We start from the raw sequence: 23841 nt of genomic DNA on the forward strand, positions 1-23841 counted from the left end.
TTGCCCCGCGCCGCGATGCGGGCCGGCATGACGGCGCGGCCGTGCCTGTGAATGAACAGGGAATTATGGCGTAAACCGACGTTCGCGTCGGCAAGCCGCCCGCGGCAGTGGCGTCGGGCTTTCAGACCAGCTTGTTTGCGTGGCCTGCCCAGTAGCGGTCGCGCAGCACGCGCTTGAGCAGCTTGCCGGTTGGCAGGCGCGGCAGCTCGGCTTCGAAGTCCACAGTGCGCGGACACTTGATGCCGGACAGGTTCTCCCGGCAGAACGCAATCAGCTCCGCGGCCAGCGCCGGTCCTGCGTCCGCCATGCTGGCCGGCTGCACCACGGCCTTGACTTCTTCGCCGAAATCCTCGTTCGGCACGCCGATCACGGCCACATCCATGACCTTCGGATGCGTCATGAGCAGGTTTTCGGCTTCCTGCGGGTAGATGTTCACGCCGCCGGAGATGATCATGTTGGCCTTGCGATCGGTGAGGTAGAGATAGCCGTCATCGTCGACGTAGCCGATGTCGCCGATGGTGCTCCACTCGGCATGTTCGGGGTGGCGCGACTCCGCGGTCTTGGCCGGGTCATTGTGGTAGACGAACTGGCGTCCCTCGGCAAAGTAGATAGTGCCTGGCTGCTTATTGGGCATCAGCTTGCCATCCGCGTCACAGATGCGCAGCTTGCCGATCATGGCACGTCCGACCGTGCCCTTGCGCTCCACCCACTCCCGCGAACTGACCACCGTCACGCCATTGCCTTCAGTGCCGGCGTAGTACTCCCACACCACCGGCCCCCACCATTCGATCATCTGCTCCTTGACCTGAACCGGGCACGGCGCCGCCGCATGGATCGCCACCTGCAGCGACGACACGTCATAACTGCCGCGGGTTTCTGCCGGCAGCTTGAGCATGCGCGAGAACATCGTCGGCACCACCTGCGTGTGCGTGATACGGTGTTCCTGCACGAGCCGCAGGAACTGCTCCGCGTCGAAATGATCCATCACGATCGACGTGCCGCCCAGTCCCTGCACCGACATGTTGTAGCGCAGCGGCGCGGCGTGATACAGCGGCGCTGGCGACAGGTAGCGCATGTCCGGCCCGAAGCCATACAGCTTCTGGCACAGCGCGGTCAGCGAGGTAGGCGTGTCGATCTGCGGGCTGGCGGGCGGCGCATAGACGCCCTTGGGGCGTCCGGTCGTGCCCGACGAATACAGCATATCGCCGCCCGTGGTTTCATCGTCGATGCGCCAGGTCGGATATTGCGCTAGCGTGGTCTCGTAAGGCGTGTAGCCGGGCAAGGTGCCGTTGAGCATCAGATAGCCCTTCAGACCGGGCACCTGCTCCGTCAGGGCGGCAGCAATCTCCGCTTGCGCGCGCGACGTGATGAGCATCTGCGCGCCGCTGTCCCGAACGATATAGGCGGCGTCGGCCACGTTCAGGCGCGTGCTCAGGCAGATGAACGTAATGCCGCTGCGTTGCGCGCCCCAGCACAGTTCGAACAGCCGCGGGTGGTTTTCGATCAGGAACGCCACGCGATCGCCGGGCTGCAAGCCGTGGTCGCGATAGAGACGAGCCACCTGGTTGGAATGCTCATCCAGTTCGCGGTAGGTCACCACAGTGCCGTCGCCCATGATGACGGCCGGCTTGTCTGGGGTGCGCTGCGCGTGGACGTACGGGTGCATGGCGTGGTCTCCTGTTATTCGAATGGATGCCGCCGCGTGCCGGCGGTCGGGCTGCGAGCATTCTGGTAACCACCGCGAGACTAGGACATCGTCGGAAACGACGAAGGCGTCTTTTCCGGTTATGCCGCAGTGCGGCAAACTCCGCGCGCCGATGCTCGTCGGATTCGACGATGCGCCGGCGTCAGGCTTGCCCCGAAGATGGCCGGCGCAGCACGTCTCGGGCCAACGCGCCCTTCCCATTCCGTGCATTCCCGTGCAGAAAGGAGCCGAGGTGGATTTCCAGTTCAGCGAAGAACAATCGATGCTGCGCGACACGCTCGCGCGGTACCTGGCCGACCACTATGACTTTGAAGCGCGCCGCGCCGCAGAGCGTTCCGAAGCAGGATGGCGTCCCGGCTGCTGGCGCGCCTTTGCGCGCGAACTCGGCATCCTTGGCGCGGGATTTCCGGAGGCGCTGGGCGGCCTTGGCGGCGGAGCGCCCGAACACATGATCGTAATGGAGCAGTTCGGCCGCCATCTTGTGCTCGAACCGTACCTGTCGACCGTCGTACTAGGCGGCGGTGCGCTGGTGCACGGCAACAAGGTGCTGGCGGAGCAATGGGTGCCCGCGATCATCGGCGGGGAAGCGACTTTCGGCTGGGCGCATGCCGAACCGGCCAGCCGCTATTGCCGGCACGACGTGCAGTCCAGCGCCACGCATGACAGCCGCGGCTATGTCCTTAGCGGCCACAAATCCGTGGTTGCGGGCGCGCCCTTCGCCACGCATTTCGTCGTCAGTGCCCGCACCAGCGGCAAGCGGCGCGACACCGACGGCATCACGCTGTTCTGGGTGCCGCGCGACACGCCGGGCGTGACCCTGCGCGATTACTCGACCATCGACGGCAACCGCGCCGCCGAAGTGCTGTTCGACCAGGCCAGGGTCCCGGCCAGCCATGTGATCGGCACCGAAGGACAAGCACTGCCGCTGATCGAGCAGCTCAGCGATGCCGCGCTCGTGGCCCTGAGCGCGGAAGCCAACGGTGCGATGGCGCGCATGCTTGCGGACACGATCGACTATGCGCGCCAGCGCAAGCAGTTCGGCGTGGCCATTGGCAGCTTCCAGGTGCTGCAGCACCGCATGGCGGATATGGCGATGCAGCTCGAGCAGTCCCTGGCGCTGACGCAGGTCGCTGCGATGCAGGCCCCGGCGCCAGAGCGCGAGCGAGCCCTGGCTGCATGCGCGGCCAAGGCGCAGGCCGGGCAGGCTGGCCGCTTCATCGGCCAGGCCGCGGTGCAGATCCACGGCGGCATGGGCGTGACCGATGAACTCGCCGTGGGGCACTACTTCAAGCGCGTCACGGCCATCGACCTGCAGTTCGGCTCGGCCGAACACCACCTGGGCCGCTACGCCGACCTGCTCTACCCGGCCGCAGCCTGACGCTGCACCGCACGACACCCCGCACCCTTCAGAGAGGCCCGCGATGCATCTCGAATTCTCCGAGCAAGACCTGCAGTTCCGCGACGAAGTGCGCGCCTGGATTGACGAAGCGTACGACGCCGAACTGCGCGCCATGATGGCGCAATCCAAGAATGGCTACCTGGACAAGGCCGGACAGGTACGTTGGCAGAAGGCGCTGTACGCGCGCGGCTGGGCCGCGCCGAACTGGCCCGAAGCCTATGGCGGCCCGGGGTGGTCGCCCACGCAGCGCCATATCTTCCAGTCCGAGCTCGCCGCGGCCGGCTGCCCGCCGGTGTCGCCGATGGGCCTGAAGATGGTCGCGCCCGTGATCATGAAGTACGGCACCGACGCGCAGAAGGCGCGTTTCCTGCCGCCAATCCTGAAATCCGATGTCTGGTGGTGCCAGGGCTATTCGGAGCCCAACTCAGGTTCCGACCTGGCGTCGCTGCAGCTGCGTGCCGACCTTGCCACTGATGGCGACGGCGCGCACTACCTGCTCAACGGCTCCAAAATCTGGACCACGCATGCGCAATGGGCCGACTGGATGTTCTGCCTGGTGCGCACCAGCCGCGACGCGCGCCGCCAGGAAGGCATCTCGTTCGTGCTGGTGGACATGCGCACGCCCGGCATCACGGTTGCGCCGCTGCCTACGCTTGATGGCCCGGTTCCCGGCCAGCAGGAAGTCAACCAGGTGTTCTTCGACAATGTGCGTGTGCCGGTAGAGAACCGCATTGGCGAGGAAGGCATGGGCTGGACGTATGCCAAGTACCTGCTCGAATTCGAGCGCGGCGGCACCTACGGCCCGACGTTGCGCAAGCAGCTCGCGAAGGTGGCGGCCATCGCCGCCGACCAGCCCGGCGACGACGGCAAGACGCTGCTTGAAGATGCGGGCTTCCGCCGCAAACTGGCCCAGCTCCACCTGCGCGCAGCGGGGCTGCAGGCCGTGGAGCTGAAGCTGTTCAGCGGCGTGGAATCCGGCAAATCGATCGGCGCGGCGTCAAGCATGCTCAAGCTGCTGGGAACGGAGGCCATGCAGGCCATCAGCGAGCTGGCCGTCGAAGCCGCCGGACCCGCCGCGCTACCGTTCGTCCAGGACACCTGGGCCGAAGTCCAGGGCCGGGAAGCACCGCCTCGCGTCGGGCCAGATTACGCCGCCGTGCTGGCGCCACGCTATTTCAACTACCGCAAGGCATCGATCTACGGTGGGTCCAACGAGATCCAGCGCAATATCATCGCCAAGCTGATGCTCGGTCTGTAACGCGGCGCGACACCGGTCGATGGCACATGCCTGACGCCATGACCGGTAACTTGGGGAAAGAATGCGGGAAAGAGACTAAAGGAAAAGGCAGACAGAAGCCCGCTGAAAGCGGGCTTCTGCTCATGCTACGGGCCTGATCAACTACGCATTGCGCGGACACCCCGCCATCATCGCAATACTCCCTCCGTGCTCCGGACGCTGCCCGTCCGCCGCAGCCTTGCACCGCGACTTCAGCACTTCCGGCCTTCTTCAATGCGCGGGCTTGCTTGCCCCGTCTGCCCGGCCGGTCGAACTGCTGGGCGCATTCTGCTTGAGACGGCACTTTACGGACAGAGTAAAACTACTCAAACGTTGCGCGCCGGCACGGCCGCATAGGTTTGTGCGGACCTAACTCATTTGAGGTGTTCTGCACGCCCGGCCTTGCGCCGCCGCGCCCGGATTGCGGATCATCACGGCCGCTGTCTCTTGCGAACGATTTCGATTTTCCGCGGCATCGCACGAACACTCCTCGCCTCTTTCTGCATTCGTGCCAGCCCTGTCGGGCAAGGCGCCACTGAACGGGCGATTTTTTTGTAACGGCGGGCTTCCGGCAGCACTGGCGGGCTTGTCCAGTGATTGCCCAAGCGCGGGAAGTACAGCAAAATTTCCGGCTTTCCCGGATATCGGCAGGACAGCGTCGCCATTTGAACCTGCCTGCTGCCTTGTGCCCGCCCCGTGCAGGGCCTGGCAGTCCGGACCCGACCAGCGGTATGGCATCAGCACAAGGAGTAAGTACCCGTGTCGGGTAACCCATCCATCGTCTACGTTCTCGATGACGACGAGATCGTCTTGTGGCTCTATCGGGAACTGCTTCAGCACCACGGCGTGGTCCTGAGACCGTTCACATCGCCGCGGGCGTTTCTCGACAGCTACGCGCCCAGTCCGTGCGAATGCCTGGTCTGCGATCTGCGCATGCCGGAACTCTGCGGACTTGGCGTGCAGAACGAACTGCTTTCCACCGGCGATTGCCTGCCCATCATCTTCGTGTCCGGTCACGCGGAAGTCTCGTCGGTGGTGGAAGCCATGCGTGTCGGCGCGTTCGACTTCCTGGAAAAACCCGTGGACGGCGAACGCCTGGTGCAGACCGTCCGGGCCGCACTGGAACACAGCCGCGGCCTGCATGCCCGGCGGCTGGCCATGAGCGAGCGCCGCAAGCGGCTGGCCACGCTCACGCCGAAAGAGCGCGAGATTGCCGAACACGTCGCCAGCGGCAAGTCCAGCCGCCAGATCTCCGAAGCGCTGAACATCAGCGTGCGCACGGTGGAGAACCATCGCGCCCGCGTGACCGAAAAGCTCTGCATCACGTCCGTGGCCGAACTCGTGCGGCTGCTGTACGACCTGCCTGATCCTGGCGTCTGAGACGCCCCTTCGGTTTCCGCGCATTTGCGCGGCATGGCCGTGCAGCACAGCATCCAAACGCGCTACACAGCACTCTCCGCCGCCATGACGGCGGCATTGGCTACGCCAGCTCAGGAGTGAGGCGCCGCGCTGTCAAGCGCCCCTTACTCCTCACGGCTCCTGCTTTCCTCAAATCAACCCGACCTGCTTGACGCCTGGCTTTTTTCGCGCATAAACTTTTATGAACGATACGTTCATTTTTGAACAACATGCCAACCGCCATCGAAACGAGGTCGGCGGATGGCGCCCCACCCACTGGCAGAAAGCAGGCAGACAACATGACTTCCCTGAAGATCGGCATCAACGGCGCTGGTATCGGCGGCCTCGCGGCGGCAATCGCGCTGCGCAAGCTCGGCATGGATGTGACCGTGTACGAACAGGCCGCGCGCTTTGCGCGCGTCGGCGCCGACATCAACCTGACTCCTAACGCCGTGCGCGCGCTCGATGGCCTCGGTGTCGGCGAGGCGTTGCGCGAAACCGCGGCACGCCCGACTCATCGCATCAGCCGCACGTGGGATACCGGCGAGGAAACGTCGCGCCTGCCCATGTCGGACGAAGCCGAACAGCGTTACGGCGCGCCGCAGCTCACTATGCACCGAGCCGACCTGATGACCGCGCTCGAAGGCGCCCTGCCCGCTGCAAACGTCAAGCTCGGCCACAAGGCCGTGGCGATCGAGCGCAATGACAACGGCACCACCGTGCGCTTTGCCGACGGCGGCGAGGACAAGGTCGATGTTCTGGTCGGCGCGGACGGCATCCACTCGGTGGTCCGTACGGCGCTGTTCGGCCAGGAAAGTCCGATCTTTACCGGCGTCGTGGCGTACCGCGCCGTGGTACCCGCAGAGCGCCTGGCCGGCGTGCCCAATCTCAATGCCTTCACCAAGTGGTGGGGCACGGACCCGACTTCGCAGATCGTCACGTTCCCGCTCAATCGCGGGCGCGATATCTTCATCTTCGCGACGGTGGCGCAGGAAAGCTGGCGCAACGAATCGTGGACCACGCCGGGCCGCGTGGAAGACCTCCGCAGCGCTTATGCAGGGTTCCATCCCGAGGCACGCGCACTGCTGGATGCCTGCGACGACGTGCTGATCTCCGCGCTGTACGTGCGCGATCCGCTGCCGACGTGGTCGGACGGCCATGTCACGCTGATGGGCGATGCCTGCCATCCGATGATGCCTTTCATGGCGCAAGGTGCCGGCATGGCGATCGAGGATGGCGTGGTACTCGCACGCTGCCTGGCCGATGCTGCGCAGGACGGCTATGCGGCGGTGCCGTCGGCGCTCGCCCGTTACCAGCGCGCACGCCATGAGCGCACGAGCCGCATCCAGATCGGCTCGCGCAGCAACGCGTGGCTCAAGGAAGGCGGCAATGCGGACTGGGTGTACGATTACGACGCCTGGAACGTTGCGCTGGGTTGATCCCCACGCAACCCAACCTGTACGGCCGCACTTCGCGGCCGTTTGCCTTTTTCTCCTTGACCATGCCGAAGCAGAGCCCCGACATCGACAACAACGCCGACACCGACGACGCCAAAGACCAGCAACTGGTCTCGCCCGTCATCCGCGGCCTGCGGCTGCTGCGCTTCATTGCCGAAGGCGGCTCGACCGCCAATCTCAGCGAAGTCGGCCGGCGCATCGACGTCAACCGCGTTACGGTCATGCGGCTGCTCGCCACGCTCGAACACGAAGGCATGCTGGAACGCCTGCCGCAGGGCGGGCATGAGATTGGATTCGGGTTCCTGAAGCTGGCGTCTCGCGTGCTGGCGGCCAATGATCTGACCACGTTCGCGCGGCGTGTGCTTGCGCGGCTCAGCGGATCGCTGCAGCTCTCGGCCTACCTCGTCGTGCGTGATGGCGGCCATGCGCTGTACCTGCTGCGCGATATGCCGAACACATCGCTGGTCAGCAATATCCAGGTCGGCAGCCGCGTCGCCGCGCACCTGACTACGCCGGGGCGCATGCTGATTGCCGATCTACCGCCTGAAGAATTGCGCGCCTTGCTTGGTGATGACCCGCTGCCAACCGTGACCGGCCAGAGCCCCGCCACGCATGCGCGGCTGGCCGACATCCTCGCAGCCGACCGCGAACGCGGCTGCGCATGGAGTTTTTCCGCGTTTGAAGCCGGTATCGATTCTTGCGCCGCGCCCGTGCGCGACGCCACCGGCGAGGTGATCGCCGCCATCAGCGTGGCCGGCCCGCAGCAGCGCTTCGAAACCGACAACACGCTGCGCGAACGCGTCGAGCGCGAGGTCAAGGCCGCCGCGCGCGACCTGTCCGCGTTGCTCGGTGACCGCGCTAGCAGTGGCCGGCAGCGCTAGCGCAGTCCGGCCGTTATTCGGCCTTGATGTCGTATTCGCGGATCAGCTTTGCCCACGCGGCCGTTTCTTCACGGATGCGCGCGGCGAGCGCATCAGGCGTGCTGGCGATAGGCTCCATGCCCTGGCGCTGAAGCTCGGCCCGTACGACAGTGGTGCCCAGCAATGCGCGCACCTCGGATGCAAGGCTGTCCACCGCCGCGGCTGGCGTCGCACGCGGCACAACCAGCGCATACCAGGAACTGACATCGATACCTGTCACGCCCTGCTCGGCCAGCGACGGTACGTCGGGCGCCGCCGGCGAACGCTTCGACTGCGTCACCGCCAGCGCGCGCAGCTTGCCCGACTGGATAAACGGCGCGAGCGTCGGCCACGTACCCAGCAGCACCGGCACCTGCCCGCCCACCACGTCATTAAGCGCCTGCGTGGTGCCCTTGTACGGCACGTGCATCAGCGTCACGTTGGCCTTGTGCCGGAACAACTCGCCCGCCAGATGCAGGCCGCTGCCGACACCGGGGCTCGCATAACCCATCGGTGAACCCGCCTGTGCCGATTGCCGCGCAAGCCGAATCAGATCCTGCACAGAGTTCGCCTTGACCGACGGATGCACGGCCAGCACGTTGGGCGAACTCGCGAGCAGCGACACTGGCCGGAAATCGCGCTCCACCTGATAGGACAGCGCCGGGAACAGCGTCGGGTTGATGGTCAGGTTGCCGGCAGGCACAACCAGCAGCGTGCAGCCATCGCCCGCGGCACGGCGCACGGCGTCGATGCCGATATTGCCGTTCGCACCGGGCTTGTTGTCGACGATGTAGGGAACGTCCGCGTGCCGCTGCTGCAGCCCATGCGAGAGTGTGCGCGCCAGCTGGTCAGCCGGGCCGCCCGCCGGGAACGGCACGACGATGCGCACATTGGCGCAGGCGGCTTCGGCATGCTGCATGGCCATGCCGGCCGTTGCCAGCAGGGTTGTCGCCACGGTGGTGAGCCAGCGGCGCCGGGTACAGGTAACGGACATCTTTTTGCGGGGGCTGGTGTTGCTTTGCTGCATGGTCTGTGTGCTTCAGCCGAGGCCAAACGGCCGCGGCGGTTCGGGCGGGCGGTAGTCGAGCAGCCGCGACAGTTCCGCGGCAGCACCCCTGACCATTTCCACCATATTGTCCAGTTGATCCGGGTCGATGCGCGAAGCGGGAATGGTTGCCCCGAGCGCCGCCACCACCTTGCCAGTACGGTCGCGCACCGGCGCGGCGATGGTCGAGATGCTGGCCTCGAAGAAACCTTCCTGCAGCACATAGCCGCGTTCGCGGTCACGCTGGACCATGTCGTAGAGTTCCTCGACCGTGCGCGGCGTGCTATCCGAGAACACTTCGAGGTGCGATTCGGGATACAGCGCGCGCAGTTCGTCGAGCGACAGGTCTTCGAGCAGCACGCGTCCGAGCACCGTCGCATGCGCCGGCAGCCGCGTGCCGACGTTGACCGTGCTCGCAAACGGGCGCGGCGCCACGGATTTTGCGACATAGACGATCGAGCGTCCGTCGCGCACGACGAGATTGCACGGGTAGTGGATTTCATCGCGCAAGCGGTCCAGCAGCGGACGACCCAGCTCGGTCAGTTCCAGCGAGGCGAGGTAGTCAAAGCCGAGCCGCAGCACCGCCATGCCGAGGCGGAATTCCCGGCCGCCATCAGTGCGTTCGACAAAGCCCATCATCTCGAGCGTGGCCAGCAGCCGGAAAACCGTCGAGCGCGGCACCTTCAGGCGCCGCGCCAGCTCGGCGGCCGACAGCGTGCGCTCGCGGCTGCTGAATTCCCCCAGCAACCGCAGGCCGCGCTCCAGCCCGGGCACGATGTACTTGTCCTGGGCGTCTTCGGGCGGCGATTCGGTGGTCATGGTCTGTCTCTGCTATGGCGTGTTTTGGCGTTCTGGACGTGCTTCGGGTGCCTTGCGGTGCGGTTTTCCACTGCCGCATGCATCCGTAACTGTCCCATATATCACGCCTGAGCCCCGTCGGGTACCCGTCACGTCGACAAACCCCGCATGGCGACGGGTTGTCCGCCCGTCGCCACACGTTCCCCCACCCTTACTTCAGATAGTCCCGCAGCCAGGCGGCGCACTGCTCGCCATGCTGGGCCGGCCAGCGCACGACGATGGTCTCGTCGCGACGGCGCAGTTCCACGCAGATGTCCGAGACCGGACCGCGCTGCACCGGCGCACGCCCGAACAGCCGCGACAGGAAGCCGCCGTTGCCACCGCCGTGGCCGTTACCGTTCCAGACCGGCGCGCTCGCCGCGTGTCCGTTGTGCGCGGCGACCGATGCAGGCGCCGCCGCCGGCATGGCAGCAGGTGCCGTTGCGGCCGGCGTCGCAGCCGGAACCGCTGCCGCCACGGCCTGCCCGGCCTGCGGCGACAACCGCGCGAGCAGGTTGGCGCCGAACTCGTCCCACATCCGGTCAGCCTTGGTCTTCATCACGCTCAGGCCGAAGGTACCGAGCCGGCCCAGCACATCGACCTGCACCTTGATACGCAACTGCGTGGAACCGTCCTCCTGCTCCGTCAGGAACATCTCGCTCGTCTGGCGCAGCGAACTCGCCACCGAGGCATCCTCGCCGGTGCCTTCGGTACGCAGGTAGTGCGGCGCGCGCGTCTCGACGATTTTCGTATGCAGGCGGAAGCGTGCGTTGATGAACGCGATCTTCACCGCCATATGCGCGATGTACTCGACATCGCTGATGACCTCGATCGATTCCATGCCGGGCACGCAGGCGCCCATCACGTTCGGGTCAAGCATCAGTTCCCACACGCGTGCCGGCGGCACCGCGGTGACCAGGGTCTTTTCAATTTCCACGCATTTTCTCCGCGGCGGACAGGATGGATTCGACGATGCCGACATAGCCCGTGCAGCGGCACAGGTTGCCGTTCAGGCCGTGGCGGACTTCCTCTTCCGTTGGGTTGGGGTTGTTGGCCAGCAGCGCGCACGACGTCATCAGGAAGCCCGGCGTGCAGTAGCCACACTGCAGCCCGCCGCACTCCATGAAGCACTGCTGCAGCGGATGCAGCTCGCCGTCTGCGGCCAGGCCTTCGACGGTCATCACGTGGCGGCCACGCACCTGCGCGGCCAGCATCAGGCAGGACTTGACGGCCTCGCCATCCACCAGCACCGTGCAGGCGCCGCAGATGCCGGTTTCGCAGCCGCGCTTGGTGCCGGTCAAGTTCAGGTCGTCGCGCAGCAGGTCGGACAGCATGCGCCGTGCGGGGACCTCGACGGTATGTTCTTCACCGTTGACGGTGACATCGATGGTGACTTTGTTCATGGCGACTCCTCAGTCCGCGGCCACGCCGAACAGATCGGCGATGGTGCGGCGTGCGCCCGTGCGCACGATATGGCGGCGGAAATCCTCCGTGCCGCGCATGTCCGATACCGCGTTGATGTCGGCGGCGACGATGTCGGCAGCCTCGGCCGCCAGCTCCGCAGTCACGGTCTTGCCGGACAGCAGCGACTCGGCGCGGTGCAGGCGCGCCGGGATGGGCGTGGAGGCACCGACCGCTAGACGCGCCTCCACGCAGAAGCCGCCCTCGCGCCGCACCGACAGCGCCACGCTGGCGAGCGGCCGGTGTTCCGCGGCCGTGCGCAGGAAGCGCGCGTAGCGTCCATCCGCGCCGGCCGCCGGCGCAGGCAAGCGGATCTCGGTCACGATCTCGCCCGGCGTCAGTGCGGTGACGTAGTAATCGACGAGGAAATCCTCGATCGCCAGCACACGCTCGCCGCCCGGGCCGCTCAGCACGATCTGCGCACCGAGCGCCATCAGGCAGCCGGGCGGATCGGTGGCCGGATCGGCATAGCAAAGGTTGCCGCCGATCGTCCCCTGATTACGCACCTGCGGATTCGCCACGCGCGAAGCCATGCTCGCCAGCATCGGGTAATGCGCCTGCACGATCGGCGAACGCGCGACTTCCGCATGCAGGGTCAGCGCACCGATGCGCAGTCCCTGCTTCGGATCGAACGTGATGCCGCGCAGCGCATCGAGCCCGCCGAGATAGACCACATGGCTCGGTGTCACCATGCGCTGGCGCATACCAAGCATCAGCGCCGTGCCGCCCGCATACGCGCGGCAGTTGTCCCCGAGGTCGGCCAGCATGCGGCTGGCTTCGCCGACCGTAGCCGGCTCCAGGAATTCGAAATCACGCATGGGCGCTCTCCTTCTCCATCTCTTCGCGCTCGCGCAATGCGGCCAGCACCTTCTCGGGCGTGATCGGCAGCGAATGGATGCGCACACCGACCGCGTGATACACCGCGTTGGCAATCGCCGCCGCGCCGGGCAGGATTGCCGTCTCGCTTGCGCCCTTGGCGCCGAACGGGCCATTGGGATCGTTCGACTCGACGAGATCGGTGCGCAGCATCGGCAGCGCATCGGCCGTGGCCATGGTGTAGTCGGCGAAGTTGCCGTTCTGCAGCCGGCCGTCTTCGTAGCGCAGGTGCTCGTAGAGCGTCCAGCCGATTGCCTGCACCGTGGCACCGTGCGTCTGGCCGTGCACCGCGAGCGGGTTGATGGCCTTGCCGCAGTCATCGGCGACAAAGCTGTCGATCACGGTCACGCGGCCCGTGCAGGTATCGACCTCCACTTCCACCGCCTGCGCCGCGAACGAATAGGCGGGCGCAATGTTGCCGTAGTAGTTGGCGTCGTGCATCACGGTGGGCGCGTCATAGGTGGCGCGCACATGGATGCCCTCGCCGCCATGGCGGAAGATATGGAGCCGTGCGATTTCAGCGAGCGTGGCCGACTTGTCCGGCTGGCCCGGCACGCTGATGCGGCCATCGGCAAACACCAGGCTGTCCGCATCCACGCCGAACTTCTCGGCCGCCAGCGCCATCACCTTCTGCTTCGCTTCGCGCGCAGCACGCAGCACGGCATTGCCCGAGATGATCGTCACGCGCGACGCCAGCGAGCCCAGGCAGAACGGCGAGGTATCGGTATCCGGCGCCATCACGGTCACGTGCGACAGCGGAATGCCCATCTCCTGCGCGCAGATCTGACTCAGCATCGTGTTGGCGCCCTGCCCCATGTCGCATTCGCTGGTCTGCAGCATCACGCGGCCATCTTCATTGAGCTTGAGCAGGATGGTCGAGCCATCCCAGTTGCCGAGCGTGCGGTTGCCGCTGACGTGCATCGCGGCGGCGATGCCCACGCCGCGCCGGCGCGTGCCGGTGCCACGCGGGGCCTCTCGCTTCGCATCCCAGCCGATTGCCTTGCGCGTCATCTCCAGGCATTCCTGCATGCCCGTGCTGCCGATCTGCCAGCCATGCACGCTGGTCTCGCCGCGGCCGATCGCATTGCGCTTGTGCACCTCAATCGGGTCCATGCCGATCATCCCTGCCAGCACCGTCAGATGGCAGTTCAGCGGGAACTGCATCTGTTGCCCACCGAAGCCGCGGAATGCACCTCGCGGCGGGTTGTTGGTGTACGCGAGCACCGCATGCGATCGCACGTTGGTCACGCGATGCATGTTGTCGCTGCGCATGGCGCTGACGTGCATGACGTCGCCGGCCAGGCCCGCATACGCGCCGCACTCGGCCGTGATACGGACATCCTTGGCCACGATCATGCCGTTGGCCGACAGGCCGATGCGCAGCCACACCTTTGCCGGCACGCTTGCGCGCGCGCCCTGGAAATCTTCGAGGCGGTTGTTGACCATCCGCACCGGGCGATCGAGCTTCGTCGCCAGGAACGCGCAGATCAGGCTGTTGTTCTCCTCGACGATCTTCGCGCCGAAGCCGCCGCCCGTAGTCGCCTGCACCACGCGGATTGTCGAGGCCGGACGGTCGAGCGCCTCTGCCAGGCGGCTGCGCGCGAGGAACACCGACTGCGTCGACGCGTACACCGTCAGGCGCCCGTTGCCGTCCTGCGTCGCGACGGAGGCCATCGGCTCCAGATAGCCCGGGTACTGCGAATGCATGTCGTACGTGGCCTCGTACACCGCGGCGGCCTCGGCAAAACCGGCCTCCACGTCGCCGCGCTCGATATGCATCTCATGGCCGATATTGCGCGTGCCGGCATGGACTTCCGGCGCCCCGTCGGCCAGGGCAGCCTCGGGGCTCAGCAGCGCAGGCAGTTCCTCGTACGCGACGCGGATCAGGTCGAGCGCATCGCGCGCGATTTCCTCGCTGACCGCGACCACGGCCGCCACTTCCTCGCCGACGTGGCGCACCACGCCGACAGCGAGGATGCGCTGCTCCTTGCGGTGCGGCCCCCACAGGCGCGTGGGCGTATCGCGCCCGGTCACCACCAGCTTGACACCGGGCAGCGCCTTCGCCGCCGCGGTATCGATGCTGACGATGCGCGCATGCGGGTGCGGGCTGCGCAGCACCTTCGCATGCAGCATGCCGGGTAGCTTGATATCGCCGGCATACTGCGCGCGTCCCATGACCTTCTCCCGCGCGGTCACCTGCGGCGTGGACGCTCCCACGATGGACTCGCTCATGCCCGCCTCCTGCGTCTTGTGTTGCATGGATCTGCTGCGCCTTGCGTCATTCCGCCGAGATGCCCATGTCGCGGATCACCCTGCCCAGGCGCTCATAGTCCGAAGCATTGACCTTGTCGAGCGCCGAGGGCGCACCGCCGACCGGAATCGCGCCGAACGTGGCCATCTTCTCGGTGACGTCCGGCAGCCTGATCACTTCATTGAGCTGCTCGTTGAGGACCTTCACCACCTCGGCGGGCGTGCCCTTGGGCGCCATCACGCCGTGCCAGGCGCCGACCACCACGTCCTTGTAGCCAAGCTCCGCCAGCGTCGGCACATTGGGCAGCAGCGCCGAGCGCTTGGCGTCGGTGATCGCCAGCGGAATCAGCTTGCCGGTGTTGATGTACTGCGCGACCGGACCCAGCGTCACGTACGCGAAGCTCACATGGCCGGCCACCACGTCATTGACGGCCGGCGCCACACCCTTGTACGGCACGTGCTGGATCTTCACGCCCGCGGCACGGTTCAGCATCTCGCCGGCGATGTGCATCGGCGAACCGGCACCCGGGCTGCCGTAGGTGAAGTTCTTGCCCGCCTTGGCCGCGGCGATCATCTCCGGCACCGTCTTGACGCCGGCCGCCGGGTTGGCCACCAGCAGCACCGCCTGCACCGCGGTCTGGATCACGGGTGTGAAGCCATGCAGCGGGTCATAGCTGGATGCCGGCGCGAGCTTGAGCACCATCGGCGCGAGCGTGAACGGGTTCGGCGTATAGAGCAGCGTGTAGCCGTCGGCCGGCGCACGGCTCACGAAGGAAGTCCCGACCACGCCTGCCGCGCCGGGCCGGTTCTCCACGATCACCGGCTGCTTGAGGCGGGCCGACAGCTTGTCGGCATACAAGCGCGCCATGGCGTCCGTATCGCCGCCCGGCGGATAGGCGACCACCATGGTCACGGTCTTGGTCGGATAGGCAGCGGCAGCGGCCGTGCTGCCCGCAGCAAGCGCCAGCGCTGCCATGGCAGTGGCAGCAAGGAAAAGTCGGCGGTCTCGTTTCATCAACAGCTCCTGTGGGGGCGCTTCGCGGCGGGAGTCGGGTCGGTTGTGCTCAACGCGAAGACAGGGTTGGCTCGATGGAAAACACCTCTGCGAGTGTTTCATTAGTAAAACGTATGTTCACATCAGGAACACACAGATATGCTAGGTCGCGTTTGTTGATGACTCAACTTACGTTAACCCCTAATTGACAATGGATGAGTTATGTTTTTCAAAACTAATATGACGAAGGCGCCGTATCCCGCGGCCACGGCGTCCGCCTATGAGACAATCTGGCGCCCTTCACGCCGCCTGGGCGCCTGCTCCGGCGCCGCGAAGCGTCCTCGAACCGCCTCAATCGGAAGGAATTCATGACCCGAAACACCGGGCCCGCAACTGGCCAGCAGGCTCAGCCGCCCTCCCCCGCAGACGACAGCCCCTGGACCGACCTGGACGAGGCCGGCAACGGCCTGACGGTGGACAACTTCCTGACCACCATGCTCAGCCAGCTCATCACGCGACTGCGGAGCACGGTGACGCAGCCCTATGCCGAGCAATTCGGCCTGACCGTGCCGGAGTGGCGCATCCTGGCGCTGCTGGCGCACGCGCGGACCTTGCCGTTCTCCGAGCTCGTGGTGCAGTCCACCTCCGACAAGGCGCTGGTCAGCCGCACGCTGCGGCTACTGGAAGAGCGCGGGCTGGTGCATCTGGAAACGGAGGGGAATACGCCGCGCAAGAAACTCATCTGCAGCGTGACGGATGCCGGGATTGCCCTGCATGACGAGGTAATGCCGCTCGCGCGACGCGGTCAGGCGGAGGTGATTCGGCAGTTGGCGCCCGAGGAGCGGCGGGCGGTGTATCTGGGGTTGAGGAAGCTGTTGAAGGGACAGGGATAGGGGCGTTCTTGGCGGACGCCCTTCAGACCGGCGGTGGTTAGGCTGCCGCGGCTTCGATCCCTCGCCGACTTCGCCGATCCGGTCTGCAAGCGGGGCGAGCGAGGCTTTGCAGAGGCTCGGCAGTGCGTCAGCGCTTGTTGGCTTGCCACCAACACGGCGTCCGACTCCGTAGCGAGGCGCGGGATTTCACCCTGACGTTCAGCTTGCCATCACCACCTTCGCCACCATGCCGATAGCGATCAGGCCTGCCACCACAGCAAAACCTTGCTGCAGCCTTGCGCCGCTCAGCCGGCTCGCGAGCAGTCGGCCACCCAGCATCGCCAGCATGGCACCGGCGGCGAACGGCACACCGACCTGCCAATCCATGCGTCCGGCAATGGCGGTCGTGATGACACCGGAAGCCGACACCAGCGTGATAACCGCCAGAGATGTCGCGACAATGGTATGCAGCGGCGCATTGGTGGCCTTCTTCAAGGCGGGTACGATGACAAAGCCGCCACCGACACCAAGCAGCCCCGACAGAAAGCCTGCGCCTGCGCCGGACAGCGCCAAGGCACGCGTGCACAAGGCTGTCCAGACAAAGCGTCCAGTTTGGTTGTCGAGCCGGCAAGGCTGCATGGACCGGGCGGCTTCGGCTGCTTGCGGCACCTTGCTCCCCGCTGCCTGCCGGAACATCCGCCATGCCACCAACGCCAGCACGGCGGCAAAGAGCAGCGTCAGCGGACCGTTGGGCAGGCGATGGGCAAACCACAGCCCAATTGGCGAGAATAGCGTGCCGGACACCGCCATGAGTAATGCGGCGCGGTAGCGCACGACGCCGGCACGGAGTCCAAGCATTGCGCCGACGGCTGCCGACAAGCCTACCGCCAGCAAGGCGACCGGCGCTGCCTCCGCCACGCTCAGGCGCAGGACAAAGAGCAACAGCGGCACGGCAAGAATGGCGCCGCCCGCGCCCGTGAGCGCGAGGATGAGGCCCACAACAGCGCCCAGTGCAGCGCTGGTGGCAACAATGTCTTGCATCTGTCATTCCATCAAGATGGGGCGGCTACGTGAATTGCACCGCCAGGCACGCGGCCAGTGCCGTCGCACAGCCCCCCCCGCACTCACACAGCCGAGAGCGGCCGCGCCATGGCATGCACGGGATCAAAGCCGACACCGCGAACCAGTGCCCGTTTTAATCCGAAGGGTTCATGCCGACACATAAACAAGTTCCGTGCCATCGTGGCGCGTTGATCAAAAAGGCCGGCAAAACAAAGACTTGCACCGCGAGCGCATGCAAGTGGAGGACAGCTCCGGCTGTCAGGCGGATGTCACCGCTGCCAGCGGCGGCAGTGAATGGCAGCGATCTGGCAGTCAAGCGACGGCGCTGCCAGATCGGCGAATCAGCGGATGCCCAGGTCCCGTAGCCGCCGGTAGAGCGTGCGCTCGCTCATGCCGAGGGCTTGGGCGAGGTCGCGCCGTGTGCCCCGGAACTGACGGACCCGCTCGCGCAGCGCCTCGTCGTCGGTTCTCCAGCCGTCTGCCGGGCCCGGCCTGGTGACCGGCGCCATGCCCGTTTCCACGAGCCCCGGCGGGAGATCCTTGGCACGGATGACGCCGTCATCGGCGTACAGGCGGGCGCGATCGAGCACGTTGCGCAACTCGCGGATGTTGCCGGGCCAGTGATACGCACGCATCCGCGCCAGCGCTTCGGCGCTGAGGTGGAGCTGGTCCCCGGCCCCGCCCCCGCGCTGCAGGATCGACTCCGCAAGCAGCGGAATATCGTCGAGCCGCTCGCGCAGGGCCGGCAGGTGAATCGGGAACGCGGCAATACGGAAGTACAGGTCCTGCCGGAACAGCCCTTGACTGACCATCTCGTCCAGTGGCTTGTGCGTGGCCGCGACCAGCCGGAAGTCCGCCCGCCGCGTTTCCACGCTACCCACGCGGCGGTAGGTCCCCGATTCGATCAGGCGCAGCAATTTGACCTGCATCGACAGCGGTACGTCGCCCATTTCATCGAGGAATAGCGTGCCGCCATCGGCGGTTTCAACCAGACCCGGCTTGCGCGCGATGGCCCCCGTGAACGCGCCTTTTTCGTATCCGAAGAGTTCGCTCTCGAACAGGGCCTCGGTGAGGCCGGAGCAGTCCACCACGACGAACGGCCCGCCGGCGCGGCTGCTGGCCTCGTGCACAGCGCGTGCAAACATTTCCTTGCCGGTGCCGGATTCGCCAAGCAACAGGACCGGCAGCGAGGAAGGCGCCACCCGTTGCACGGCCTCCAGCGCAGTATTGAATGCCTCGGAGCGGCCGACCAGCCCTTCCGCGCTCGCGCGGGCCGATGCGCTGCGCACTGTGCTGAGGCGCTCGACATAGGCAACGACCTGCTGGTCCTCATCGAGGATCGGGCGCAGTTCGACATTCACATGTTCCGGGCCACGCGGCGTGTGATGGATATGCAGGACGCGGTCCGGGCCCCGAGTCTCGAACGCCTTGCGCATCGGGCAATGCTCGCCCGCCTGGTCGCACGGTACGTCATAGCCATGCGAAATCCGGTAGCAATGCTGGCCCAGATAGGGTCGGTCGACAGCGCCGAACTGCCGGCGGTAGGCAGTGTTGGCAGCCAGGATGCGGTAGTCCGTATCGAGGACGATCATCGGCTGGTTTTCCTGCTCCAGGTAGGACAGGAGTGCCTGGAGAGTGGCTTTGCGATCCATCGGGGGCTTGGGGGCTAAGTTGGGGACGGCGTAGGCGGCGCGCCATTCTGCCAAATTGTGCCAGCACTGCCAAGTGGCAGCGCCACGCTATGCCCCGCGGCAGCCGGATTGACTGTCGTGCTAAAAAATCCGCAAAAAATCAATCACTTGGAGATCGAATTGGCATTGGCACGAGTTTTGAGTGGTGAATCGCAACGCTCTGCTAACCACGGATAGACACACATGACACCGACCATGCCAAGCCCCTCGCAAATGGAGATCGAAGCCTTCTTCGATCCCGATACCTCTACGCTCAGTTACCTCGTACTGGATCGCGCCACGCTGCAATGCGCATTGATCGACAGCGTGCTCGACTACGATCCCAAATCCGGCCGCACACGCACCGCCAGTGCGGACCGCCTTGTCGAGCGCGTGCAGTCGCTGCACGCCACCGTGCAGTGGATCGTGGAGACCCATGTGCATGCGGACCACCTGTCTGCCGCCCCCTACCTCAAGCGCAGGCTCGGCGGTCAGACCGCCATCGGCAGCCATATCACCACCGTGCAGCAGGTCTTCGGCAAGCTTTTCAACAGTGGTGCAGACTTCGCGCGCGACGGGCATCAGTTTGACCGCCTGCTGAACGACGGCGATACCTTCAACATCGGCGGACTGCAAATGCGCGCCATGCACACGCCGGGGCATACGCCGGCATGCATGACTTATGTGGTCAGCGACGGCAACGATACCGCCGCATTCGTCGGCGACACCCTGTTCATGCCGGATTACGGCACTGCCCGGTGCGACTTCCCCGGCGGCGACGCGCGCACGCTCTACCGTTCCATAAACAAGGTGTTAAGCCTTCCACAAGACACTCGCCTGTACATGTGCCACGACTACCAGCCGGGCGGCAGGGAAATGAAATACATGACGACGGTCGCGGATGAGCGCGAGAACAACATCCACGTGCGTAACGGAATCAGCGAAGAGGAATTCGTCGCCATGCGCCAGGCGCGCGACGCCACGCTTTCCATGCCGACCCTGATACTGCCTTCGGTCCAGGTGAACATGCGTGCGGGCGAATTGCCTCCGCCCGAGGACAACGGCGTGCGCTATCTGAAGATTCCCCTCAACGCCCTCTGAGCCACCCGACCCAAGGAACAGACGACCATGCAACCCCGCGCCCTCACCAACGATCTTTCGGTCAGCCAGCAGATCGTTCCAGACGATGTGCACGCTCTGGCGGCCTTCGGCTTTCGCTCGTTGATCTGCAACCGCCCGGATGGCGAAGGCCCTGACCAGCCAAACTTCCAGGAAATCGAACGCAAGGCTTCCGCGCTCGGCCTGCAAGCACATTACCTGCCGGTGGAATCGGGCAAGGTCAGCGACGAACAGGCTCAGGCGTTCGGCCAACTCCTGGACAGCCTGCCGAAACCCGTATTGGCCTACTGCCGCACCGGCACGCGCTCGGCGACGCTGTGGGCGCTGTCGCAGTCCGTGATCAGGCCACTGCCGGACATCATCGAGCGGGCCGCGGCCGCCGGCTATGATCTAAAGGGCGTCGTGCGGCGCATCGCCAATGGCGGCCGCACGCCCGTCGATGTTGCCGATGCCAGCCACGCTGTGGTCATCATTGGCGGCGGCGCCGCGGGAATCGCCGTGGCGTCGAGCTTGCTGGCACGCAAGCCGGGGCTGGATATCGCCATCGTGGATCCGGCCGACATCCACTACTACCAGCCCGGCTGGACGCTGGTGGGCGGCGGCGTCTTCGAGCCAGCCCATACCGCGCGCAGCATGGCTTCGGTGCTGCCGCGGGGGGTGGCATGGATCAAGGCAGCCGTGGCAGCCTTCGAGCCCGAGCGCAATGCTGTCATCCTTGATGGGTGCCGCGTGGTGAAGTACGAACAACTGATAGTGTGCCCAGGGCTCAAGCTGGATTGGGACGCCATCGAAGGGCTGCCCGAAACGCTGGGCCGCAACGGCGTGACTTCCAACTACCGCTACGACCTCGCTCCGTACACCTGGAACCTCGTGCGCGAGTTGACCCGCAAGGGCGGCGGCAAAGCGCTTTTCACGCAGCCGCCCATGCCGATCAAGTGCGCCGGCGCGCCGCAGAAAGCCATGTACCTGTCTGCCGATGCCTGGCGCCGCGCCGGCATTCTCGATCGCGTCGACATAGATTTCTGCAATGCAGGCAACGTGCTGTTCGGTGTGGCCGACTACGTGCCGGCGCTGATGCAGTACGTCGAGCGCTATGGCATTGCACTGAATTTCGGCGAGACGCTGGTGAAAGTGGATGGCGCCGCACGCCGGGCAACGTTCCGCCTGGCCGCGGATGGGGGCGATCCGAAACTGGTCGAGCGCGAGTTCGACATGCTCCACGCGGTGCCGCCCCAGAAGGCGCCCGATTTCATTCGCGTCAGCCCGCTGGCCGATGCCGCCGGCTGGATCGACGCCGATCCGGCAACGCTGCGTCACAAGCGCTTCGACAATGTCTTCGGGTTAGGCGACGCCGGCAACATGCCCAATGCCAAGACGGCCGCCGCGGCGCGCAAGCAGGCGCCAGTCGTCGCGCACAACGTGCTCGCCACGCGCGGCGAGGCCACGGGAGAAGCCCGCTACGACGGCTACGGCTCCTGCCCTCTGACCGTGGAACGCGGCAAGATCGTCCTGGCCGAGTTCACCTACGGCGGCAAGGTCGCACCGAGCTTTCCGGGCTGGCTCATCGACGGCACGCGGCCTTCGCGGCTGGCATGGTGGCTCAAAGAGCGGATTCTGCCGCCGCTCTACTGGCAGGGGATGCTGAAAGGACGCGAATGGCTCGCGACACCCGAGTTGCAGGGATAACACCCGAAGCTGCCCGAACTGTTGTACCCGGTTGCGGTTATCCGGTTCTACCCCCTTCCGGGCAAGACTTGTCTACCGTCGGCCCAAATGGCACACCATGGTTGAAATCAGTGCTCGTCTGACGCGCTGAAACGCCGCCGGTAGTATCCAGGACTTGTTCCAAGCCGGGTGCGAAAATGATTGCGCAACGTGGCTGCGGCACCAAAGCCCACCTGCACCGCGATGTCATCCATCGATAATCCGGTTTCTTCGAGCAACACCCTGGCTCGGCTGATCCGCTCGATCAGCAACCACTCACCAGGCGGCATGGCCATCATGTTGACGAAGTGGCGCTGGAAGGTGCGGCCACTCATTGCGGCTTGTTTTGCCATCCTGACAATCGGCCAGTCTTCCCCCAATGTTGCGCGCACCGTGTCCAAGAGAGGAGCCAACGATGCGCTGCTGCGCTTCGAAACCGGCTCGGCAATATACTGGGCCTGACCGCCTTCACGGTGCGGGGGCATGACCAGCCGACGTGCGACCTGATTGGCAGCGCGAGGCCCGAAGTCCCGGCGAATCAGGTGCAGGCACAGGTCGATTCCCGCCGCACTGCCGGCCGAAGTCAGGACATCGCCAGCATCGACGTAGAGCACATCTGCCTCTACCCGGATTTCCGGATACCGTTCCGCAAGCGCTGTCGCGTGACGCCAGTGGGTAGTCGCCCGCTTGCCGTCAAGCAAGCCTGCGGCAGCCAATACGAAGGCACCGGTGCAGATCGACATAACCCTCGCTCCGCGCTTGTTCGCCTTTTGCAAAGCACGGCAAAGCTCCGGCGGCACAACGGCATCGATGCTGCGCCACCCGGGAACAATGATTGTCTTGGCCTTCGATAAAAGTTCAAGGCCCCCGTCTGCTTGCACCTGGATACCGCCCACTCCGCGCAACGTTCCAGGCTCGGCCGAACATGTCGCAAAGCGATACCACTCGTCTCCCATTTCCGGTCTGGGCAGACCGAATACTTCCACGGCGCAGCCGTATTCAAACAGGCTTAGCCCGTCGTAGACGACGACTGCTACCAGCCCTCCGTTGGCACGGGTTTGCGTTTTGTTCTTTGACATGAATGACGGATCGCTAGTGGGTCGCAGTCGAGGTCACCTGGCGAGGTGGATACGTGGCCCGGCTGTCGCGCGACTCAGAAGTGTCCAGACCGGCAAACCCAGGACCGCAGCGAGGATCAGCAGGCAGGAACCGTCCCGAATCGCCGTGCCACCATTTTGGCATGATCCAGACGTTAATTGTCGTTCGTGCCACTAGTGAGTTTACCTACCCACCCCTATCCTTGGATCGGTGGTTCGCGACCCGACAAGGGAAGGGAACGACGTACACCACTGACTTCAACCCAAAGTGAGAGACAACGTGAAAGACAAGCTACTGATGCTCCGCCCTGGTTTTTTTTCAAGGCTCGGAAGGCCCCTTCTATTGCGGCGATGCCATTGCTGTCGAAGGGCTGCTCAGCTTCTTCCCGCAGCTGCGCAGCGAGATCGATGTCGAGTACATCGATGCGCCGCGCCCGCGCCAGGCAATTGTCGAGTTGATCGGCGAAGCAAACCAGTCCGCCCCTGTCCTGGTGCTCGGAGCCGGACGAACGCCGGTTGACGACAGCGTCGAGATTCGCATGCACGGCCAGACACAGTTCATCGATTCCCCCGACCATATCCGTCGATACCTATCGTCGCAATACGGCGTAGCTCGACCGGCTTCCTGAGTGCCGCACCAGCGGTCAGTTCATGGCCACCACTGAAGCCAGGAACAGAGCGAAGCACGTGCGCGGTAGAGGCTCACAGCCAAATGCCGCG

20 protein-coding genes and 1 pseudogene are annotated in these 23841 nt (G+C 65.4%); 9 read left to right on the forward strand and 12 right to left on the reverse strand.

Going from position 1 to position 23841, the window contains the following annotated elements:
- Positions 1-121 precede the first annotated feature (121 nt).
- A complete protein-coding gene (locus tag K2O51_RS03375; RefSeq protein WP_220630482.1) occupies positions 122-1666 on the reverse strand; it encodes an AMP-binding protein in 1545 nt (514 codons plus the stop codon).
- 271 nt (positions 1667-1937) lie between these two features.
- Here K2O51_RS03375 and K2O51_RS03380 point away from each other — a divergent pair, with 271 nt between their 5' ends.
- Positions 1938-3083: an acyl-CoA dehydrogenase family protein gene (locus tag K2O51_RS03380; protein ID WP_220630654.1), complete on the forward strand. Its 1146-nt coding sequence runs from the start codon at positions 1938-1940 to the stop codon at positions 3081-3083.
- Between the two features lie 43 nt (positions 3084-3126).
- Positions 3127-4362: an acyl-CoA dehydrogenase family protein gene (locus K2O51_RS03385; RefSeq protein ID WP_011299728.1), complete on the forward strand. Its 1236-nt coding sequence runs from the start codon at positions 3127-3129 to the stop codon at positions 4360-4362.
- 449 nt (positions 4363-4811) lie between these two features.
- Here the strand turns inward: K2O51_RS03385 and K2O51_RS03390 are convergent, their stop codons facing one another.
- The gene (locus K2O51_RS03390) at positions 4812-5045 is read right to left on the reverse strand and encodes a hypothetical protein (protein ID WP_140948761.1); all 234 of its coding nucleotides are present in this window, start codon (positions 5043-5045) and stop codon (positions 4812-4814) included.
- 94 nt (positions 5046-5139) lie between these two features.
- Here K2O51_RS03390 and K2O51_RS03395 point away from each other — a divergent pair, with 94 nt between their 5' ends.
- The 3 genes from K2O51_RS03395 (at position 5140) to K2O51_RS03405 (ending at position 8116) form a co-directional block, all read left to right on the forward strand.
- A complete protein-coding gene (locus K2O51_RS03395) occupies positions 5140-5760 on the forward strand; it encodes a response regulator transcription factor (RefSeq protein WP_011299727.1) in 621 nt (206 codons plus the stop codon).
- Positions 5761-6077: 317 nt separating this feature from the next.
- A complete protein-coding gene (locus tag K2O51_RS03400) occupies positions 6078-7217 on the forward strand; it encodes an FAD-dependent monooxygenase (RefSeq protein WP_041680115.1) in 1140 nt (379 codons plus the stop codon).
- A gap of 62 nt (positions 7218-7279) precedes the next feature.
- The gene (locus K2O51_RS03405) at positions 7280-8116 is read left to right on the forward strand and encodes an IclR family transcriptional regulator (RefSeq protein WP_011299725.1); all 837 of its coding nucleotides are present in this window, start codon (positions 7280-7282) and stop codon (positions 8114-8116) included.
- Positions 8117-8129: 13 nt separating this feature from the next.
- Here the strand turns inward: K2O51_RS03405 and K2O51_RS03410 are convergent, their stop codons facing one another.
- From K2O51_RS03410 to K2O51_RS03440, 7 genes are all read right to left on the reverse strand, one after another.
- The gene (locus K2O51_RS03410) at positions 8130-9161 is read right to left on the reverse strand and encodes a tripartite tricarboxylate transporter substrate binding protein (protein ID WP_011299724.1); all 1032 of its coding nucleotides are present in this window, start codon (positions 9159-9161) and stop codon (positions 8130-8132) included.
- A 12-nt stretch (positions 9162-9173) separates the two neighbouring features.
- Positions 9174-9998 carry an IclR family transcriptional regulator gene (locus K2O51_RS03415; protein WP_011299723.1) on the reverse strand — a complete coding sequence of 275 codons (825 nt, stop codon included), beginning with the start codon at positions 9996-9998 and terminating at the stop codon, positions 9174-9176.
- Between the two features lie 190 nt (positions 9999-10188).
- Entirely contained in the window at positions 10189-10953 is a 765-nt protein-coding gene (locus K2O51_RS03420; protein WP_011299722.1) for an SRPBCC family protein, read from the reverse strand.
- Positions 10943-11419, reverse strand: a complete 477-nt coding sequence (locus K2O51_RS03425) for a (2Fe-2S)-binding protein (RefSeq protein WP_011299721.1) — start codon at positions 11417-11419, stop codon at positions 10943-10945. The genes K2O51_RS03420 and K2O51_RS03425 overlap by 11 nt, the downstream gene beginning before the upstream one ends.
- Positions 11420-11428: 9 nt before the next feature.
- Positions 11429-12295, reverse strand: a complete 867-nt coding sequence (locus K2O51_RS03430; protein ID WP_140948759.1) for an FAD binding domain-containing protein — start codon at positions 12293-12295, stop codon at positions 11429-11431.
- Entirely contained in the window at positions 12288-14585 is a 2298-nt protein-coding gene (locus K2O51_RS03435; RefSeq protein ID WP_220630483.1) for a xanthine dehydrogenase family protein molybdopterin-binding subunit, read from the reverse strand. The genes K2O51_RS03430 and K2O51_RS03435 overlap by 8 nt, the downstream gene beginning before the upstream one ends.
- 46 nt (positions 14586-14631) lie before the next feature.
- Positions 14632-15618, reverse strand: coding sequence for a Bug family tripartite tricarboxylate transporter substrate binding protein (locus tag K2O51_RS03440; protein ID WP_011299718.1), 987 nt, complete (start codon positions 15616-15618; stop codon positions 14632-14634).
- 347 nt (positions 15619-15965) lie between these two features.
- On the opposite strand from K2O51_RS03440, the gene K2O51_RS03445 reads away from it, so the two are divergent.
- A complete protein-coding gene (locus K2O51_RS03445; protein WP_011299717.1) occupies positions 15966-16490 on the forward strand; it encodes a MarR family winged helix-turn-helix transcriptional regulator in 525 nt (174 codons plus the stop codon).
- Between the two features lie 198 nt (positions 16491-16688).
- Here K2O51_RS03445 and K2O51_RS03450 read toward each other — a convergent pair whose 3' ends face one another.
- Both K2O51_RS03450 and fisR read right to left on the reverse strand, forming a co-directional pair.
- Complete coding sequence (locus tag K2O51_RS03450) at positions 16689-17510, reverse strand: sulfite exporter TauE/SafE family protein (RefSeq protein WP_011299716.1); 822 nt, start codon at positions 17508-17510, stop codon at positions 16689-16691.
- Positions 17511-17872: 362 nt separating this feature from the next.
- Positions 17873-19183, reverse strand: a complete 1311-nt coding sequence (gene fisR / locus K2O51_RS03455) for a sigma 54-dependent transcription regulator FisR (RefSeq protein ID WP_011299715.1) — start codon at positions 19181-19183, stop codon at positions 17873-17875.
- A 222-nt stretch (positions 19184-19405) separates the two neighbouring features.
- Here fisR and K2O51_RS03460 point away from each other — a divergent pair, with 222 nt between their 5' ends.
- A complete protein-coding gene (locus K2O51_RS03460; RefSeq protein ID WP_011299714.1) occupies positions 19406-20302 on the forward strand; it encodes an MBL fold metallo-hydrolase in 897 nt (298 codons plus the stop codon).
- A 27-nt stretch (positions 20303-20329) separates the two neighbouring features.
- Positions 20330-22006 (forward strand): bifunctional protein tyrosine phosphatase family protein/NAD(P)/FAD-dependent oxidoreductase, encoded by a 1677-nt coding sequence (locus K2O51_RS03465; protein WP_220630484.1) that lies wholly within the window; start codon positions 20330-20332, stop codon positions 22004-22006.
- 107 nt (positions 22007-22113) lie between these two features.
- On the opposite strand, the gene ftrA is transcribed toward K2O51_RS03465, so the two are convergent.
- Complete coding sequence (ftrA, locus tag K2O51_RS03470; protein ID WP_011299712.1) at positions 22114-23103, reverse strand: transcriptional regulator FtrA; 990 nt, start codon at positions 23101-23103, stop codon at positions 22114-22116.
- A 298-nt stretch (positions 23104-23401) separates the two neighbouring features.
- On the opposite strand from ftrA, the pseudogene K2O51_RS03475 reads away from it, so the two are divergent.
- Positions 23402-23750: pseudogene (locus K2O51_RS03475) on the forward strand (DUF3088 domain-containing protein).
- Positions 23751-23841 lie beyond the last annotated feature (91 nt).

This window comes from Cupriavidus pinatubonensis (assembly GCF_019602855.1).
Taxonomy (GTDB): Bacteria; Pseudomonadota; Gammaproteobacteria; order Burkholderiales; family Burkholderiaceae; genus Cupriavidus; species Cupriavidus pinatubonensis.

Excerpts from the sequence above, each read along its gene's own strand:
- K2O51_RS03400 (WP_041680115.1), top strand. The coding sequence starts at position 6,078 with ATGACTTCCCTGAAGATCGGCATCAACGGCGCTGGTATCGGCGGCCTC.
- K2O51_RS03385 (WP_011299728.1), top strand. The coding sequence starts at position 3,127 with ATGCATCTCGAATTCTCCGAGCAAGACCTGCAGTTCCGCGACGAAGTG.
- K2O51_RS03430 (WP_140948759.1), bottom strand. The coding sequence starts at position 12,295 with ATGCGTGATTTCGAATTCCTGGAGCCGGCTACGGTCGGCGAAGCCAGC.
- K2O51_RS03390 (WP_140948761.1), bottom strand. The coding sequence starts at position 5,045 with ATGGCGACGCTGTCCTGCCGATATCCGGGAAAGCCGGAAATTTTGCTG.
- K2O51_RS03405 (WP_011299725.1), top strand. The coding sequence starts at position 7,280 with ATGCCGAAGCAGAGCCCCGACATCGACAACAACGCCGACACCGACGAC.
- K2O51_RS03450 (WP_011299716.1), bottom strand. The coding sequence starts at position 17,510 with ATGCAAGACATTGTTGCCACCAGCGCTGCACTGGGCGCTGTTGTGGGC.
- K2O51_RS03445 (WP_011299717.1), top strand. The coding sequence starts at position 15,966 with ATGACCCGAAACACCGGGCCCGCAACTGGCCAGCAGGCTCAGCCGCCC.
- K2O51_RS03410 (WP_011299724.1), bottom strand. The coding sequence starts at position 9,161 with ATGCAGCAAAGCAACACCAGCCCCCGCAAAAAGATGTCCGTTACCTGT.
- K2O51_RS03440 (WP_011299718.1), bottom strand. The coding sequence starts at position 15,618 with ATGAAACGAGACCGCCGACTTTTCCTTGCTGCCACTGCCATGGCAGCG.
- fisR (WP_011299715.1), bottom strand. The coding sequence starts at position 19,183 with ATGGATCGCAAAGCCACTCTCCAGGCACTCCTGTCCTACCTGGAGCAG.
- K2O51_RS03435 (WP_220630483.1), bottom strand. The coding sequence starts at position 14,585 with ATGAGCGAGTCCATCGTGGGAGCGTCCACGCCGCAGGTGACCGCGCGG.
- K2O51_RS03415 (WP_011299723.1), bottom strand. The coding sequence starts at position 9,998 with ATGACCACCGAATCGCCGCCCGAAGACGCCCAGGACAAGTACATCGTG.
- K2O51_RS03375 (WP_220630482.1), bottom strand. The coding sequence starts at position 1,666 with ATGCACCCGTACGTCCACGCGCAGCGCACCCCAGACAAGCCGGCCGTC.
- K2O51_RS03465 (WP_220630484.1), top strand. The coding sequence starts at position 20,330 with ATGCAACCCCGCGCCCTCACCAACGATCTTTCGGTCAGCCAGCAGATC.
- K2O51_RS03460 (WP_011299714.1), top strand. The coding sequence starts at position 19,406 with ATGACACCGACCATGCCAAGCCCCTCGCAAATGGAGATCGAAGCCTTC.
- ftrA (WP_011299712.1), bottom strand. The coding sequence starts at position 23,103 with ATGTCAAAGAACAAAACGCAAACCCGTGCCAACGGAGGGCTGGTAGCA.
- K2O51_RS03425 (WP_011299721.1), bottom strand. The coding sequence starts at position 11,419 with ATGAACAAAGTCACCATCGATGTCACCGTCAACGGTGAAGAACATACC.